This window comes from Massilia oculi (assembly GCF_017582745.1).
GTDB classification, from domain to species: Bacteria; Pseudomonadota; Gammaproteobacteria; order Burkholderiales; family Burkholderiaceae_D; genus Telluria; species Telluria oculi_A.
Window position 1 is genome coordinate 66,659 of sequence record NZ_JAFVIM010000026.1, and the last position, 14,572, is coordinate 81,230.

Below are 14,572 nucleotides of genomic sequence, written 5' to 3' on the forward strand. Positions count from 1 at the left end.
TGATGATAAACCATGCCATCGCCCATACGACTGCCTTTTGTGTGGCGCGGTGCGCGAGCTAACATATGTTTCGACTTTTGGTGAAGTGTCGCTTGTTGACCACGAAGTCAGTTCAATCGTGCGCGTTGTTCAAATGACATCTTGCGATAATTAATGTCGCCGCGTCAAGACGTAGTCTGGCGGGCTTTGAATAACATTCTTTATCGGAGAACCACATGTCCCGCAACGCGCCGCGCACCATTCACACCACACTCGTCTCCGCCCTGAAGAGCGCCATCCTGCTGGGCGCGGCAAGCGCCGGCATGGCCCAAGCCCAGCAGTCGCCGGCCCTCGACCGCATGAGCATCTCGGCCGGCGCCTTCTATGCCGAGCCGAAGATCCACCTGGGCGGCGATACCCGCTACGGCCGCGTCGACACGCCCGACGAAAAAATCGACGACGTCACCCTGCCTCGCGTGAAGGCCGAGATGCTGATCGGCGACAGCCATGGCCTGTCGTTCGATTACTTCCGCTTCGACGAAGACTGGGCCGGCAGCGCCAGCGGCGACACCGTCTACGAAGGCCGTCCGGTCAGCGGCACCATCACCGCCGACGCCGACCTGCGCCTGGAAATGGCGCGCTTCGCCTACAAATGGTGGATGGGCAAGGAAAAGAATGCCTTCGGCGTCGGCCTGGGCGCCGCCTACCTGCGCGCCAAGATCTCGGGCTCGGCCGAGGCCAACCTGAGCGCCTCCAATCCGGTCGAGAACTACGCGTTCAGCGGTTCGGCCGAGGGCAGCGACAGCGTCTGGGCGCCGACGGTCGAGCTGGCATGGCGCCACCAGTTGAACGAGCAATGGCGCTTCTACGTCGACGCGTCCGGCATCAAGAAGAATGGCGGCACGGTCGAGGGCCATATCTGGAACGGCGCCGTCGGCGTCGAATGGTTCCCGCACAAGAACGTCGGCCTGGTGCTCGACTACAACGTGCAGAAGATCGACCTGCACCCCAATGGCGACCGCACTGCCGACCTCGACCTGAAACTGAAGGGACCGTCGGCCTTCGTCAAGGTGCGCTTCTGATATCCGGAAACCGCGCGATTCGATCGAAAAGACACGCTCAATTGCTTCCGGTCATAATACATAGTGCGCAAGCACTAATGTAGCGGAGCGAGGAGAACGATTGAGCGCGGAGCATCTGATCGGTTGTCATGATTGCGGTTGCCTTTACCACCGGGAGCCGCTGAACTCGTGCGAGCGCGCGCGCTGCACGCGCTGCCGCCACGAGCTGTACCGCTGGCATGCCGGCGGGCCGCTGCGCCGCGCCGACTCGCTGGTGGCGCTGACTCTGGGCGCCGTGCTGGTCTACCTGCTGGCCCAGAGCTTCCCGATCGTCACGCTCGAACTGGGCGGCATGGCGACTGGCGCCACCCTGCTGCAGGCGGTGGGCGTGCTGTCGGACGCCGGGATGCCGGTGGTCGCGGCCATGGTGCTGTTGTGCGCCATCGTCTTCCCGGGCCTGGAACTGGGCGCGCTGCTGTATGTCGCGATCGGCCTGCGGCGCGGCCGGCGCGTTCCCGGCTTCGACCTCGTGCTGCGGGTGGTCCAGGGCGCTCGCTACTGGGCCATGACCGAGGTGCTGATGATCGGCATCCTGATCACGGTCATCAAGATGACCAGCCTGGCGCGGGTCGTGCCCCATCCGGGGCTGTTCGCCTTCGGCGTACTCACCATCCTGTGCGCGCTCGTGATGCGCTACGAACCCAAGGCGTTGTGGGAGCTGGCCGATCGCCTGGCGCCGCGCCCGCGCGAGGAGGTTGATGCATACGCCGTCGCCCATGCGCCGGATACGCTCGTGTCTTGCCGCGCCTGTGGCCTGGTCAACGGACAACCCTGGCAGCGCTCGAAGGACGGCGTTTGCCACTGCCGTCGCTGCGGCGCCGCGCTGCATCGGCGGATCCCGAACAGCATCGGCTGGACCTGGGTCATGCTTGCCGCCGCCACGCTGCTCTACGTTCCCGCCAACCTGCTGCCCGTGATGTACTCGCGCATGATCGGCGGCGGCGCCGAGGGCGACACCATCATGAGCGGCGTGCTGCTGTTCTGGAACACCGGCTCGCCGGGCCTGGCCATCATCATCTTCATCGCCAGCGTGGTGGTGCCGGTGTCGAAGCTGGTGGCGCTGGCCTGGCTCAACGCCACCGCCCAGCTGCGTTCGCGCGCCGCGCCGCTGGCGCGCACCCGCGCCTACCGGGTGGTGGAATTCGTCGGCCGCTGGTCGATGCTCGACATCTTCGTGGTCGCGCTGACCGTGGCCCTGGTGCGCTTCGACGCGCTGGCCACGATCACCGCCGGCCCCGGCGCGATCGCCTTCGGCTGCGTGGTCATCCTGACCATGGTCGCCTCGCACCAGTTCGACCCGCGCCTGATCTGGGACCCTATTGAATCGAATGGAGAACGACATGTCTGAACCGGACGGCGCAAGACCGCCGCAGGGGCCCAGCTTGCCCGACGTCGACCGCCCGAGCCGCTGGCTGCCGTCGCTGATCTGGCTGATCCCGCTGCTGGCGGCCATCATCGGCGCCTGGCAGGTGGTCCAATGGGTGACCAACAAGGGCCCCACGGTGTACGTCTATTTCGCCACCGGCGAAGGCCTGGAGGCGAACACCACCCGGGTCAAGTACAAGGACGTCGACATCGGCCGCGTGGTGTCGGTGACCCTGGCCGAGGACGGCAACCGGGTGGTGGCCAAGATCGAGATGGCCAAGGAGGCGGGCCGCTTCACCGCCAAGGATTCGCGCTTCTGGGTGGTGCGCCCCCAGATCGGCGCCAGCGGCGTGTCGGGACTCGGCACCCTGCTGTCCGGCCCCTATATCGGCGCCGCGCCCGGCACGTCCGAGGATTCCAGCAACGCCTTCACCGGCCTGGAGACGGCGCCGCCGATCCCGATCGGCCTGAAGGGCCGCGAATACCTGCTGCACGCCGACAGCCTGGGCTCGGTGGCGCCCGGCTCGCCGGTCTACTTCCGGCGCGTGCGGGTCGGCCAGGTGGCCAAGGTCGAACTGGACAAGGCCGGCCAGGGCATCGACATGTCGGTGTTCGTCGAGGAGCCGTATATCGGCTTCGTCGGCATGGACACCCGCTGGTACCATGCCAGCGGCGTCGACCTGCGCCTGGACGCGAGCGGCCTGAAGCTCAATACCCAGTCACTGGCGGCGCTGGCCACCGGCGGCATCGCCTTCGAATCGACCGACGGCAGGAAGCCGGTCGCACCGGCCCCGGCGGGCAGCCGCTACCGCTTGGCCGAAGACCGCGCCGCGGCCCTGCGCCCGCCGGACGGCCCGGCTACCAGCGCCGTGCTGTACTTCGACCAGACGCTGCGCGGCCTGGCGCCGGGCGCGCCGGTCGACTTCCGCGGCGTGGCGCTGGGCGAGGTGCGCAGCGTGGGCATCGAATGGGACCGCGAGCGCCGCCGCTTCAATATGCCGGTGACGATCGACATGTACCCGGGCCGCCTGGGCCAGGACTTCATGAACGCCCTGAACCAGGGCCGCGAGGGCAAGGACATGATGGGCATGATGGTGGGCCGCGGCCTGCGCGCGCAGCTGCGCAACGGGAACATCCTCACCGGCCAGCTGTACGTGGCGCTCGACTTCTTCCCCAACGCGGCCAAGGCCACGATCGGCCAGCAAGGCGAACTGGTGGTGCTGCCGACGGTGCCGGGCCAGCTCGACGAGCTGCAAAGCCAGGTGGCGCGCATCGCCAACAAGCTGGACAAGGTGCCGTTCGACGAGATCGGCGCCAACCTGAACCGCACGCTGGCGCAGGCGAATGCGACCCTGGCGCGCCTCGAAGGCCAGGTGCTGCCCGAGATGACGGGCACGCTCACGGCCGCCAAGGGCACGTTCGCGCGTGCCGAGAACCTGCTGGCGCAGGATTCGCCGCTGCAGTCCGACCTGCGCCAGGCGCTGCAGGAAGTGTCGGACACGATGGCCAAGCTCAATGCACTGGCCGACTACCTCGAACGCAATCCGCAGTCGATCATCCGCGGCAAACCCCAGGAGAAGAATTGATGACGTCGTTCCCATTCCCTTGCCGCTCACGTGCCACCACCCTTGCCGCCGCCGCGTTCACGGTCGCCCTGGCCGCCTGCAGCAGCACGCCGGTCGACCGCTTCTATACCCTGAGCGGCGGGCCGGCGACAGCCACGCCGCCTGCGGGCAGCGCCGCGCCGCTGTACTTCGAGATGCGGCCGGTGACGGTGCCGGCCCAGCTGCGCCGCCCCCAGATGGTGGTCAGCACCGGAGAGGGCACGATCGACCTCGAGGAACACCACCGCTGGGCCGGGCCGCTGGCCGAGGAGATCGGCAACAACCTGTCGCTCGGGATCGCCGCTCGGCTGGGTGGGGTGGACGTGTACCGCAGCGCGGCGCCGGACGGCAGCACGCTGTACCGGATCGGCGCCGACGTCCAGCGCTTCGAATCGCGTCCAGGGAGCCTTGCGCTGCTCGACGTGGTGTGGAGCGTGCGCCGGCTCGATGGCAGCCAGCCTGGCGGCCAGATGCAGACCTGCCGCAGCGTGTTCCAGGAACCGGTAGGAATGGGCCACGACGCGCTGGTGGCGGGCCACCGGGCGGCGCTGGACAAGCTCTCGGCCACGATTGCGCAGGCGGTGCGCGCCCAGGCCGAGGGGCAGGCGCCGGCCTGTCCGGCCGGCTGAACGATCAGGGGATCAGGCGCTCGGCGCGCAGGCGCGCGAACAGGTCGTAGAACGACTCGTCGGTGGCCTGGTAAGCCGTAAAGCCGAGGCGCCGGCTGTTGGCCATATCGGTCATCACTTCCAGCGGCCGGCCCAGGTCGAGGTCGGTATGCCAGGGCGAGGCCAGGCGGTCCAGGTCGGCCTCGGCCAGGCCGTGGCGCGCGGCGATCTCGCGCCATAGCGCGTGGTCGTTCGCCATCGCGGCCACCAATGGCTGTATGGCGCCGTTGAAGCCAGCCGCCTCCACGCCGAAGAAGGCGGCCAGTTTCGGCCACAGCCAGCTCCAGCGGAACACGTCGCCATTGACGATATTGAAGGCTTCGTTACGGGCGGCGTCGGTATCCGCCGCCCACACCAATTGCCTGGCCAGCATGCGCGCATCGGTGACGTCCGACAGCCCATTCCACTGCGCCGCGGAGCCCGGGAACTGGAACGGACGACCGGTCTCCTTGCAGATGGTCGCATACACGGCCAGAGTGGTGCCCAGGTTCATCGCATTGCCGACCGCCAGGCCGATCACCGTGTGCGGACGGTGCACGGTCCAGGTGAAGCGGTCGCGTTCGGCCGCGGAATAGACTTCGTCTTCCTGCGCATAATAGAAGTTCTCGAGCGGCAGGCGCGGCTGGCTTTCGCGCAGCGGGGTATCGGGCAGGGTGCCCGAGCTGGCATAGGCTTCGAACGGCCCAAGGTAGTGTTTCATGCCGGTGACCAGCGCGACGTGGCGCACGCTCTTTTTTGGCGCCAGCGCATTGAGCAGGTTGCGTACCAGTGCGGCGTTGACGCGGATATTCTCGGCCTCGGTGTCCTGGCGCATCCAGGTGGTGATGAAGACGTGGGTGGGATCGACGTCGGCCAGCGCCGTTCCCAGGGCAGCAGGGTCGAGCAGGTCGGCGGCCACGTGGCGCACGGCGGGCAGGTCGTGCGGCGCGCGGCGCGACAGACCGACCACGTCCCAGCCTCCGCCCAGCAGTTCGCGTGCGACGTGGTTGCCGCCGATGCCGGTGACGCCGACGACCAGTGCGGTTCGTTTCATGTATTCACTCCCGATGTGACAATTGGACCTCATTCTACCGGCTGGCGGAAATCGACGTTGCAAGCCCAATGCAAACGGGACGCCGCATCGCTGCGGCGCCCCGTCGGTGTCGACGCTTCAGGACATCAGAAGCGGTAACGCAGGGTCAGCGAGGTGTTGCGCGGCGCGCCATAGGTGATCTGGTTGTAGGCGGCGAACATCGCGAAGTGGGTCTTGTCGGTCACGTTGTTGACGTTCAGCTGTGCCGACAGTTGCTTGCTGAAGTCGTAGCGCGCCATCAGGTTGACCAGGGCGAACGAACCTTGCTCCATGCGGCCGTCGATGCCCGGCGCCACGGTCGCATCGACCGTGTAGGTGCTGCCTTCCCAGTTGACGCCGCCGCCGACGGTCAGCTTGCTCCAGGCTCCCGGCAGGCGGTAGCTGGCGAAGGCGCGCAGGGTCTTGCGTGGATAGATCGAGTTGAAGTCGACGCCGGCCTCGTCCTTGGCGCGGAAGATCGCGTAGCCGACGTTGGCGTTCAGGCCCGGGATGATCTCACCCGAGACGTCCAGCTCGATGCCCTTGCTGGTGGCGCCGTCGACCGCGCGGTAGTAGGCTTCCGGCAGCAGCGGGCCGTTCGGACCGTCGCGGTCGATCATGCCGGCGGCTTGCGCCAGGCCGTCCTGCTTGAGGTGGAACACGGCCAGCGAGGCGTTCACGCGGCGGTCGAAGAATTCGCCCTTGATGCCGGCCTCCGACGCCTTGCCTTCGATCGGATCGAGCAGGTTGCCGTTGATGTCCTTGTTGTTCTGCGGCTGGAAGATGCTGGTGTAGCTGGCGTACAGCGAATAGGTGTCGTTCAGGTCGAACACCAGGCCGGCGTACGGGGTGATCTCATTGCTGTACTTGATCGCGTACGGGTCTTGCCACTGGCCCCCGCCTTCCTTCTCGTACTTGGTGACGCGCGCGCCGACGATCGCCTTGAGCCGGTCGGTGACCGAGAAGCGCGCCATGCCGTACAGGCCTTGCTGGGTGGTCTCGCTGGTTTCGTAACGCGCCTGCGCGCCCCACACCGGGGTCGGGTAGCTGGCTGGGTCCCAGTTGTTGAAATCGGCGACCGGCGGCGCGAAGCCATCGGCCGTGGTCGGGAAGTCGGCCAGGCGATTGTTCGAATAGAAGTCGGTGTTCGCGTGCAGGTAGCCGACGGCTGCCTGGTGCTCGCGGCCGAACAGCGAGAACGGACCGCTGGCGTGGACGCCGAAGTCCTTCTGCTTGGTCTGGATCACGTAGGAGCCGGCGAAGGCGCCCAGCCCGGCGCCGGTGACGCGGTCCGGCACGCCCGACAGGTAGAGCAGGCGCGAGTCGCCGTCGCGGGTGGCGTCGGTGTAGGTGAAGCGCAGGTTCCAGCCGTTGGCGAAGCGATGTTCGTAGTCGGCGAAGAAGTTGTCGTACTGGTTGTCATAGCCGGCCCACGGGGCGGCGGTGGTCAGCGAACGGTTCTCGGGGATCAGCGAGCCGTCGGTATAGCGGTAGGGCAGGCCACCCCACATCGGGCCGCGGGGGCTCATTTTCTGGCGGCTGAAGCCGGCCGAGAAGGTGCCGTCGCGGCCGATGTCGGCTTCGACCGTCGCGTAGAAGGTGCGGTCCTTGTTTTCCAGGTAGCGGATCCAGCTCTCGCTTTCGCCGTATTCGCCGACGAAGCGGCCGCGCACGCTGCCCGATTCGTTCAGCGGGGTCGAGACGTCGGCCATGACGTGGCGCTTGTCCCAGCGGCCGACGGTGGCTTCGATGCGGCCGCCCAGCTTCTTGCTGAAGGCGCGCTTGCGCACCAGGTTCAGCGCAGCCGATGGCGTGCCGGCGCCGGTCATCAGACCGGTCGCGCCGCGCACCACTTCGACGCGGTCGTACAGGGCCAGGCTGCCCAGCACTTCGCCTGCGCTCCAGGCGGCGTCCCAGGTGGTCGGGATGTTGTCGATCTGCAGATTGGTGACTTCGAAGCCGCGCGCGGTGAAGCTGCCACGGTGGGTTTCGTACTGGTTGACCGAGACGCCGGTGACGTTGTTGGCGACGTCGGTGATGGTGAGCAGGCCCTGGTCTTCGATACGCTGCTGGGTGATGACCGAGACCGATTGCGGGGTGTCGCGCAGCGACATGTCGAGCGGGGTCGCGGTACGGGTGCGGCCAATGGTGTACGAGCCGACGTCGTCGGCGAGCTTCTGGGCCTGGACCTGCACCTGCGGCATCGAAGTGGTGCCGGCGGCGGTGTTGCTGGTCTCGGTGGACTGCGCTTGAGCGACGAACGGGAGCGCGAGGCCCACACAGACCGTCAGGGTCTTCAGTTTACGGCTTCCGTTTGCGCTGACCTGCTTTTCCATCTTTTTTCCTGTTTTTAAACGATGAGTGAGTGGCGGACCAGCGCTCGGGGAGCGCATGTCTGCCCATGACAAATGAATGCGACTAAGAATGATAACGATTCTCATCTATTTATGTCAATGTATGACGGCTGCATTGGCCAGTATTGTGCAGCTGGATGGATGGTATTGGCAGCGAACCGGTCTGTATTCAGACGCTGGAAGGGGCTAAGCTGGCGTCACTTCAGAGACCGAAAGGAAAATCATATGGACAAACCAGAATTCTTCGTCACCCCTGGCTACGGCGAGATGTTTTACAAGAAGCTGGGCTATTCGCAGGCCGTGAAAGTCGGCAACCGCGTCGAGATCTCGGGGCAGGGTGGATGGACCGACGACCTGCAGTTTCCGGAACGGCTCGAGGACGAGATCGAACTGGCCTTCAAGAACGTCGAACGCGTGCTGGCGGCGGCCGGCGCCACCTGGGAGCACGTGATCCACGTGAACTCCTACCACGTGGGCGGCTTTCCTCCCGAGACCAACGAGACGATGGCGAGGCTGTTCCGCCAGTACATGCCGGATCGGGCGCCGATCTGGACCGAGCTGGGTGTGTCCGCGCTCGGCGCGCCGGAGATGCGGATCGAGATCCGGGTGACCGCGATCATCGAGTGATCATCCTGGCGCCTGGACGGCGTCAGTCGCGGAAGGTGTCGATCAGCCAGTCGACGAACACCGTGAGCCGGGCGTTCTGGTGCCGGTTCGGCGGGTACAGGATGTGGAAGGGCATCGCGGGCCGGTGCCATTCCTGCAGAATCGGCACCAGCTCGCCGGCGTCGATCGCAGGCTGCACCATCCGCGTGAAATGCTGGCCGATGCCCATGCCGGTCCGCAGCAATGCCAACAGGCCATTGCCGTCGTTGGTGGACAACTCGCTGGCCTCGATATCCAGGCGCTCGTCGCCGCGCTCGAATACCAGCGGATTCGGCTTCGTCGTGGCGGCAAAGAAGTAACCCAGGCGTACGTGCCGCTCGAGGTCGGCGGGTGTGCGTGGCGTCCCCGCCCGTTCGAGATAGGCGGGTGAAGCGAAAGTGCCGTAGCGCAGGTCGAGCAGCTTGCGGCCGACCATCGACATCTCCTGCACCTCTCCGGCACGGATCACGCAGTCGACGCCCTCGCCGACGATGTTCGCGGGGCGGTCGCTGATGCCGAGCGCCAGGGTGATGTCCGGGTATTCGCGGTGAAAGGCGGGCAGTGCGGGAATCAGGAGCGAGGTCGCGAACGAGGCCGGGGCGTCGATCCGGAGATGTCCGCGCGGCTTGCGCTTCTGGCCGCGCATGGCGTGGTCCATCGCGTCGAGGTCGACGAGCAGGCGGCTTGCCTGCTGGTAGTATTCTGCGCCTTCCGCGGTTGCGGCAACCGTACGCGTAGTGCGGTGGAGCAGCTTGTTGCCGAGATGGGTCTCGAGGTCGCCGATCAGCTTGCTGACGGTGGAGCGCGGCATGCCCAGCTGGTCGGAGGCGCGGCTGAAGGAGCCGGTATCGATCACGCGAACGAAGGCGCGAATGGCCAGGAGCTGGTTCATGGGTGACGATGGATTTTAGGGATGTGCATGGGGGGATTATCCACGAAGATGGATAGTGTCGGGAATCGCCGTAGTATGGATGGAAAAGTTCGTCTGTGATTGTATGAGTTTTCTCAAGAGCATCTTCTCGCATGTCGCGTGTAATTCGGGATGTTTCCCGCGCTCCATGTAGACATCGGAAGTTCTCCGCAGTCGTTGGGCGCTGCACGGAGGGCTCATGCCGACACCTGGAAAAGCCGCGCTTGCCTCGCTCCTTCGCTTCACGCAAGATACCCGCCTGCTCGCGCTGCACACGCCTTCCGGTCCTGAACTTCTGGCCGAATGCGTGCGCGGCGAGGAAGCGATCAGCGCTGGGTTCCGTTTCAAAATCGATGCGCTGTCTACTGATTCCCATTTGTCCTTGCGTAGCCTGCTCGGTCAGCCAATGCTGCTGCAATTGCTCACCGCTGAATCGCGCGACAGCCATCGCGCCTTTCATGGGCACGTGACGGCGGCCGAGCTGGCCGGATCGGATGGAGGCTTTGCACGATACCTGTTGAACGTCGAGCCATGGACCGCCTTCATGGCGCTGGGGCGCGACAGCAGGGTCTTCCAGGATATGGACGTCATAGACATTCTCGAAACCATATTCAGGCGATACCAAGGCAAGGCAAGAATCGATCCTGCCTGGAGGATCGAGGTAGCCGATCGGGCTGTTTACCCGAGACGAAGCCTGACCACCCAGTATCAGGAGAGCGACCTGACGTTCGTCGAGCGTCTCATGCTCGAGGAGGGGCTGTTCTACTACTTCGAACACGAAGGCAATCCAGGCAGCCCGTCGCGCGGAAAGCACACGATGGTCATCGCGGACCACAATGGGGCATTCCGGCGCAACAGGCAGGCGCGCGTGGAATTTACCCAGCCTGGCGCGGTCATGAAGGCCGACAGCATCGATCGCTGGCGCACCGAAGCGAAAATGCTTACCAATGCGATCGAGCTGGATACCTGGGATTATCGCGCCGCCCAAACGCGGCCTGTGAACGCCGATGAATGGAACGCGGATGGGCCGCCGCTTCGCAGTCGCGATATGCCGGGGGTGTATGCGTATCCGAGCCGCGCCCAGGGCAATCGCCTTGCCGAGGTCCAGCTGCAGGCCTTGCAGGCGCGCCGTGTCGTGCATGTTTGCGGCGGGACCGTGCGCACCCTGATGTCGGGAACGACATTCACCTTGCGCGGTCATGCGCTATTCGATCGCGAGAGGAATGATGAGGCGCGCACCTTTCTTGCAACTCGTGTTGTACACCTGATGCACAATAATCTTCCGGCGGAACTCCTTGGCGAGGTCACCGACCTGCTCGGCTCCGGTCCTACCGCGCGTAGATTACTCGCCGACCGCGAGCTGCAAGCTGTGGGTGCCCATAAGGTCGAGCGGCCTCTGTATCGCAATTGCGCCGAAGCGATCCTGTCCAGCATTCCGTATCGGAAAAGTAGCAAGGATGACTCCGGTCAGTCGCTTCATCCACGACCAACGGTCCAGGGGCAACAGACGGCGATCGTGGTCGGCCCGCCGGGATCGTTGGTGCATACGGATCGGGACCATCGCATCAAGGTTCAGTTTCACTGGCAGCGCGGGACGGTCAGCCATAGCCGCCTGGAACACCCTTCTCCCGAAGGGCATACGGGAGCGCCTGGGAACGACCTGGCAGGCACCTGGTTAAGGGTGGTGGCACCGGTAGCTGGGGCCAACTGGGGCGCCAGCTTCATTCCCAGGGTAGGGCAAGAGGTATTGGTCGATTTCCTGGACGGGGATATCGACCGGCCGGTGGCCATTGCGAGCCTGTACAACGGCCGTGGCCAGACGGATGCGCAGCATAACCAGGTGCATTGCGGAGCCGGTCCTGCGACCGGCAACGCGCCGCCGTGGTTCGCCGGCGAGGAAGGTGGACATGCCCATCCAGCGGTGTTGTCTGGGTTCAAGTCGCAGGCGATGGGCGCCAGCCAGCTTGGTACGGATGCCTATAGCCAGCTCGTATTCGACGACAGTCCAGGCCAGTCCGGTCTCGGCCTGCAGCGGCACCAGCGCGCGCATGATGGCATGGCCGAGCTCAATCTCGGCTACTTGCGGCACCGGGCCGACAACCAGCGACTGGCAACGGTTGGCACCGGCGCCGAGCTCAAGACCGCGCATGCCGCCGCACTCAGGGCGGGAGCTGGCCTGCTGCTCGCCGCCGGTATGCAGGACGGCGCACGCCAGCAATTGGGTTCGGCCGCGAGCGGGCAGATCGAGCAGTGTTGCCAGCTGCAGGACGATTTGGCCGCGCGTGCCCGCGGCCATCAGGCGGTGCTTTCCGGTGAACCGTCGCGAAATGCCTTGCCGGCGCTGGCGGCGATGCGCCAGACGGCCAAGGCGCTGGCTGGCACGGCGGCGGGGAGATCCGGTTCCGATGGCTGCGACGCGGGCCGCGCGACGGCCTTCGGTGAAGCCCTCATGCAAGTTTGGAGTCCGGCGGGCATCGTCGCGGTCTCGCCAGCGAATGTCATTCTGGCGGCGGAGCAGACGGGATCGCTGACAGCGGGAGGAGACGTCGGCGTCGTCGCGCAGGGGAATATGTCGGTCATGGCGGCCGCCGGCATCAGCCTCTTCAGCTACGGCAAGGCGGACGACAAGGCGCGCCCGCTTCAGGAAACGGGGATAAAGTTTCACGCGGCTAGTGGTCGCCTGAGTTTGCAGAGTCAATCCGCGGCGAGCCGGTTCGTTGCCGATAAATCGATCTCGGTCGCCAGTATTGCCAAGTCGGTGACGGTGCGCGCACCGAAGAAGCACGTGCTGTTGACAGCCCAGGGCGCCTGCATCCGCCTGGAGGGAGGCAATATCGAAGTGCATGCCCCCGGCAAGGTCGAGTTCAAGGCCGGCAAGAAGGAGTTGGGCGGACCCCAGAAAGCATCCTCCGAGGTGAAGTTACCGCAGCCTGGGGAGCTGAAACTGTGTGAGATGCGTGCGGCGGGTGCCGCTTCGGCAGGGGACGGCATAGTGCCGGTCTCTTGATTTGGACGGCGCCATGGTTACGCATATAAATGACTTGATCGGGGGGCGTGCGTACGGCGTGGTCGACGCCACGGTGCGCGCCCTGGTGCCAAAGGGCGTGCGTGTCGCACCGCTGGTGCCGCGAAGATTGGCAGGCAGCGCGCATCTGATGCCTGCCTTGGTCGACCTGAAATCAGCTCGGGAATCGGCGCTGGGGGCACTTTTTGGTGGTACCGATGATACTGCTCCCGGGATGAAAATTCCCGTTGTGGCGATGATGCTGAAGACGGCGATAGGCATGGACGAAGTCGAGCGTCGCTGGAATGCCGGGCAACTCGCGTCCCCTGAGAACGGAAATCTTGTCTGGATAAGGATGCATGACCCACGCGTCCTCCATCAGCTATTCCGCATTTTTTCGCCTGCCCAGTGTCGCCACTTGTTTGGACGGATCGACGCCATCACATATCGGATCGGCGGCGAATGGGTGGAACAAAAGATTGGAGCGAGCACTCCCCAGCCTCGCCCGGACCGCGCCAATGAAGCGCCCGCGTACAGGGACTGGACACGTATCGCCAGAATCGGGATTGTGAATCGCGCACTACGACGTGCGGACATACGAGATGCCGCTGGGCTGGATATCTGCAGTGAAGCAGCCGAGGCGGCGCTAGATCGTGGCGCCTTGCGATATGGACTGCTGGAGGCCGAGGATCTGACCGAGTTCGCGTTTCGCGCTCTGGTGTGCCGCCCCGGCTTCGATGAAGACCCCCGCGTCGCGGCCGCTATGAGGCAATATGCCTCGAGCCGCAACGATTCCTACTTATCAGACCAGTTCGCATTGATCGCCCCAGAGGTCTGGCGCGCCTTGCGGGTGGGCGCCTTGGTGGAAGATCGGAGACCGTCATGCTAGCGTCAAAGAAATGCGAGTTCTGTGACAAGCGCGGCTTGCCTCTATTGCTTGTGCGTGATGCGGTGATTCCCGCGCGCTCCGGTGCTCCGGAAACGAAAGGCCCGCCGATAGCCTTGCCGCCCACGACTGCCCACTATACCAAGCGGCTGCTGCGTAGCGGTTACGTCAACGTATACGACGAAGCCCGGCAGAGATGGGACTGCTATTTCGTGACACCGGAAGCGCTTCTCTACAAGCTCTCGCTGACGTCGATTCTCGCGCCTCTGCTCACGCAAACTGGACCTTTTAATTGCACGATCGAAGGACATCGTGAGGCCGCAGGCTGTATCACGATTTCTGATCCCGCCAATGCTACTTCGGTGTGGATCGGATTCAGCGACACGCTGTGGACCCCGAATGTGCGCAAGGCGAATGAGGACCGGGAACTTCGTAGGCGCCATATGGTGGAGGTGGATGTCCGCAGCATCATGGCGGGAAAGAGCGGGCTGCACGAACCGATCCGGCAGGTGGAGGCGGTGGTGGCGGAGTATGCGCTGCCGTCGCCTCGTATCAAGCCGCTGATCGATGCGAGTCCATTCCGATATTGTGCTTGTTTCGGCGGCGGTGAGAAGCTCGTCAAGGAGTTCGAGAGCATACGGGCAGGAAAAGGATTGATTGTTACCGTGCCTGACCCGGCCGGCATAGTACAGGAGCTGGCGTTCCTGATGACACATTTGCTCGAGGCGTTCATTGCGAAAAATCCCACCGACCAGAGGAATCTGGCTGCAAGCGCGGGAATTGATCAGATAAAAGCCTCGATTGTTGGCAAGGCCGAAACGGAAGAGATCGAGGCTGCACGGATGGCGGCATCGAGAATGGAAGGGTAATCCCCCCACAGAAAGAGCGCGTTTAGAAGTAGAATTTTCTACTTAAGAACAGAAAGCTCTACATGAAGACGTCCCGTTTTACCGACAGCCAGATCATCGCCATCCTCAAGCAAGCC

General features: G+C 64.7%; 11 protein-coding genes. 8 read left to right on the plus strand and 3 right to left on the minus strand.

Translation table 11 applies throughout. The annotated features are described in order from the left end of the window. Nucleotides 1-215 precede the first annotated feature (215 nt). The 4 genes from J3U95_RS23670 to J3U95_RS23685 all read left to right on the plus strand — a co-directional run bounded on the left by J3U95_RS23670 (nucleotide 216) and on the right by J3U95_RS23685 (nucleotide 4,698). A complete protein-coding gene (locus tag J3U95_RS23670; protein ID WP_208281094.1) occupies nucleotides 216-1,061 on the plus strand; it encodes a hypothetical protein in 846 nt (281 codons plus the stop codon). A 100-nt stretch (nucleotides 1,062-1,161) separates the two neighbouring features. After that, nucleotides 1,162-2,448 carry a paraquat-inducible protein A gene (locus J3U95_RS23675; RefSeq protein ID WP_208281095.1) on the plus strand — a complete coding sequence of 429 codons (1,287 nt, stop codon included), beginning with the start codon at nucleotides 1,162-1,164 and terminating at the stop codon, nucleotides 2,446-2,448. Continuing rightward, entirely contained in the window at nucleotides 2,441-4,051 is a 1,611-nt protein-coding gene (locus tag J3U95_RS23680) for a PqiB family protein (RefSeq protein WP_208281096.1), read from the plus strand. The genes J3U95_RS23675 and J3U95_RS23680 overlap by 8 nt, the downstream gene beginning before the upstream one ends. Then, the gene (locus J3U95_RS23685; RefSeq protein ID WP_208281097.1) at nucleotides 4,051-4,698 is read left to right on the plus strand and encodes a PqiC family protein; all 648 of its coding nucleotides are present in this window, start codon (nucleotides 4,051-4,053) and stop codon (nucleotides 4,696-4,698) included. The genes J3U95_RS23680 and J3U95_RS23685 overlap by 1 nt, the downstream gene beginning before the upstream one ends. Nucleotides 4,699-4,702: 4 nt before the next feature. Here the strand turns inward: J3U95_RS23685 and J3U95_RS23690 are convergent, their stop codons facing one another. Together J3U95_RS23690 and J3U95_RS23695 are read right to left on the minus strand one after the other, a co-directional pair. Beyond that, the gene (locus tag J3U95_RS23690) at nucleotides 4,703-5,770 is read right to left on the minus strand and encodes an SDR family oxidoreductase (protein WP_208281098.1); all 1,068 of its coding nucleotides are present in this window, start codon (nucleotides 5,768-5,770) and stop codon (nucleotides 4,703-4,705) included. Between the two features lie 125 nt (nucleotides 5,771-5,895). Then, nucleotides 5,896-8,124 (minus strand): TonB-dependent siderophore receptor, encoded by a 2,229-nt coding sequence (locus tag J3U95_RS23695; RefSeq protein WP_208281099.1) that lies wholly within the window; start codon nucleotides 8,122-8,124, stop codon nucleotides 5,896-5,898. A 243-nt stretch (nucleotides 8,125-8,367) separates the two neighbouring features. Here J3U95_RS23695 and J3U95_RS23700 point away from each other — a divergent pair, with 243 nt between their 5' ends. Next, nucleotides 8,368-8,769: a RidA family protein gene (locus J3U95_RS23700; protein ID WP_208281100.1), complete on the plus strand. Its 402-nt coding sequence runs from the start codon at nucleotides 8,368-8,370 to the stop codon at nucleotides 8,767-8,769. Between the two features lie 22 nt (nucleotides 8,770-8,791). Here J3U95_RS23700 and J3U95_RS23705 read toward each other — a convergent pair whose 3' ends face one another. Continuing rightward, entirely contained in the window at nucleotides 8,792-9,679 is an 888-nt protein-coding gene (locus tag J3U95_RS23705) for a LysR family transcriptional regulator (RefSeq protein ID WP_208281101.1), read from the minus strand. Between the two features lie 217 nt (nucleotides 9,680-9,896). Here J3U95_RS23705 and J3U95_RS23710 point away from each other — a divergent pair, with 217 nt between their 5' ends. From J3U95_RS23710 to J3U95_RS23720, 3 genes are read left to right on the plus strand one after another with little or no spacing between them, the layout of a single operon-like run. Then, nucleotides 9,897-12,704 (plus strand): type VI secretion system Vgr family protein, encoded by a 2,808-nt coding sequence (locus J3U95_RS23710; protein ID WP_208281102.1) that lies wholly within the window; start codon nucleotides 9,897-9,899, stop codon nucleotides 12,702-12,704. A 13-nt stretch (nucleotides 12,705-12,717) separates the two neighbouring features. Next, entirely contained in the window at nucleotides 12,718-13,590 is an 873-nt protein-coding gene (locus J3U95_RS23715) for a DUF4123 domain-containing protein (protein WP_208281103.1), read from the plus strand. Next, entirely contained in the window at nucleotides 13,584-14,456 is an 873-nt protein-coding gene (locus tag J3U95_RS23720) for a T6SS effector BTH_I2691 family protein (RefSeq protein ID WP_208281104.1), read from the plus strand. The genes J3U95_RS23715 and J3U95_RS23720 overlap by 7 nt, the downstream gene beginning before the upstream one ends. Nucleotides 14,457-14,572 lie beyond the last annotated feature (116 nt).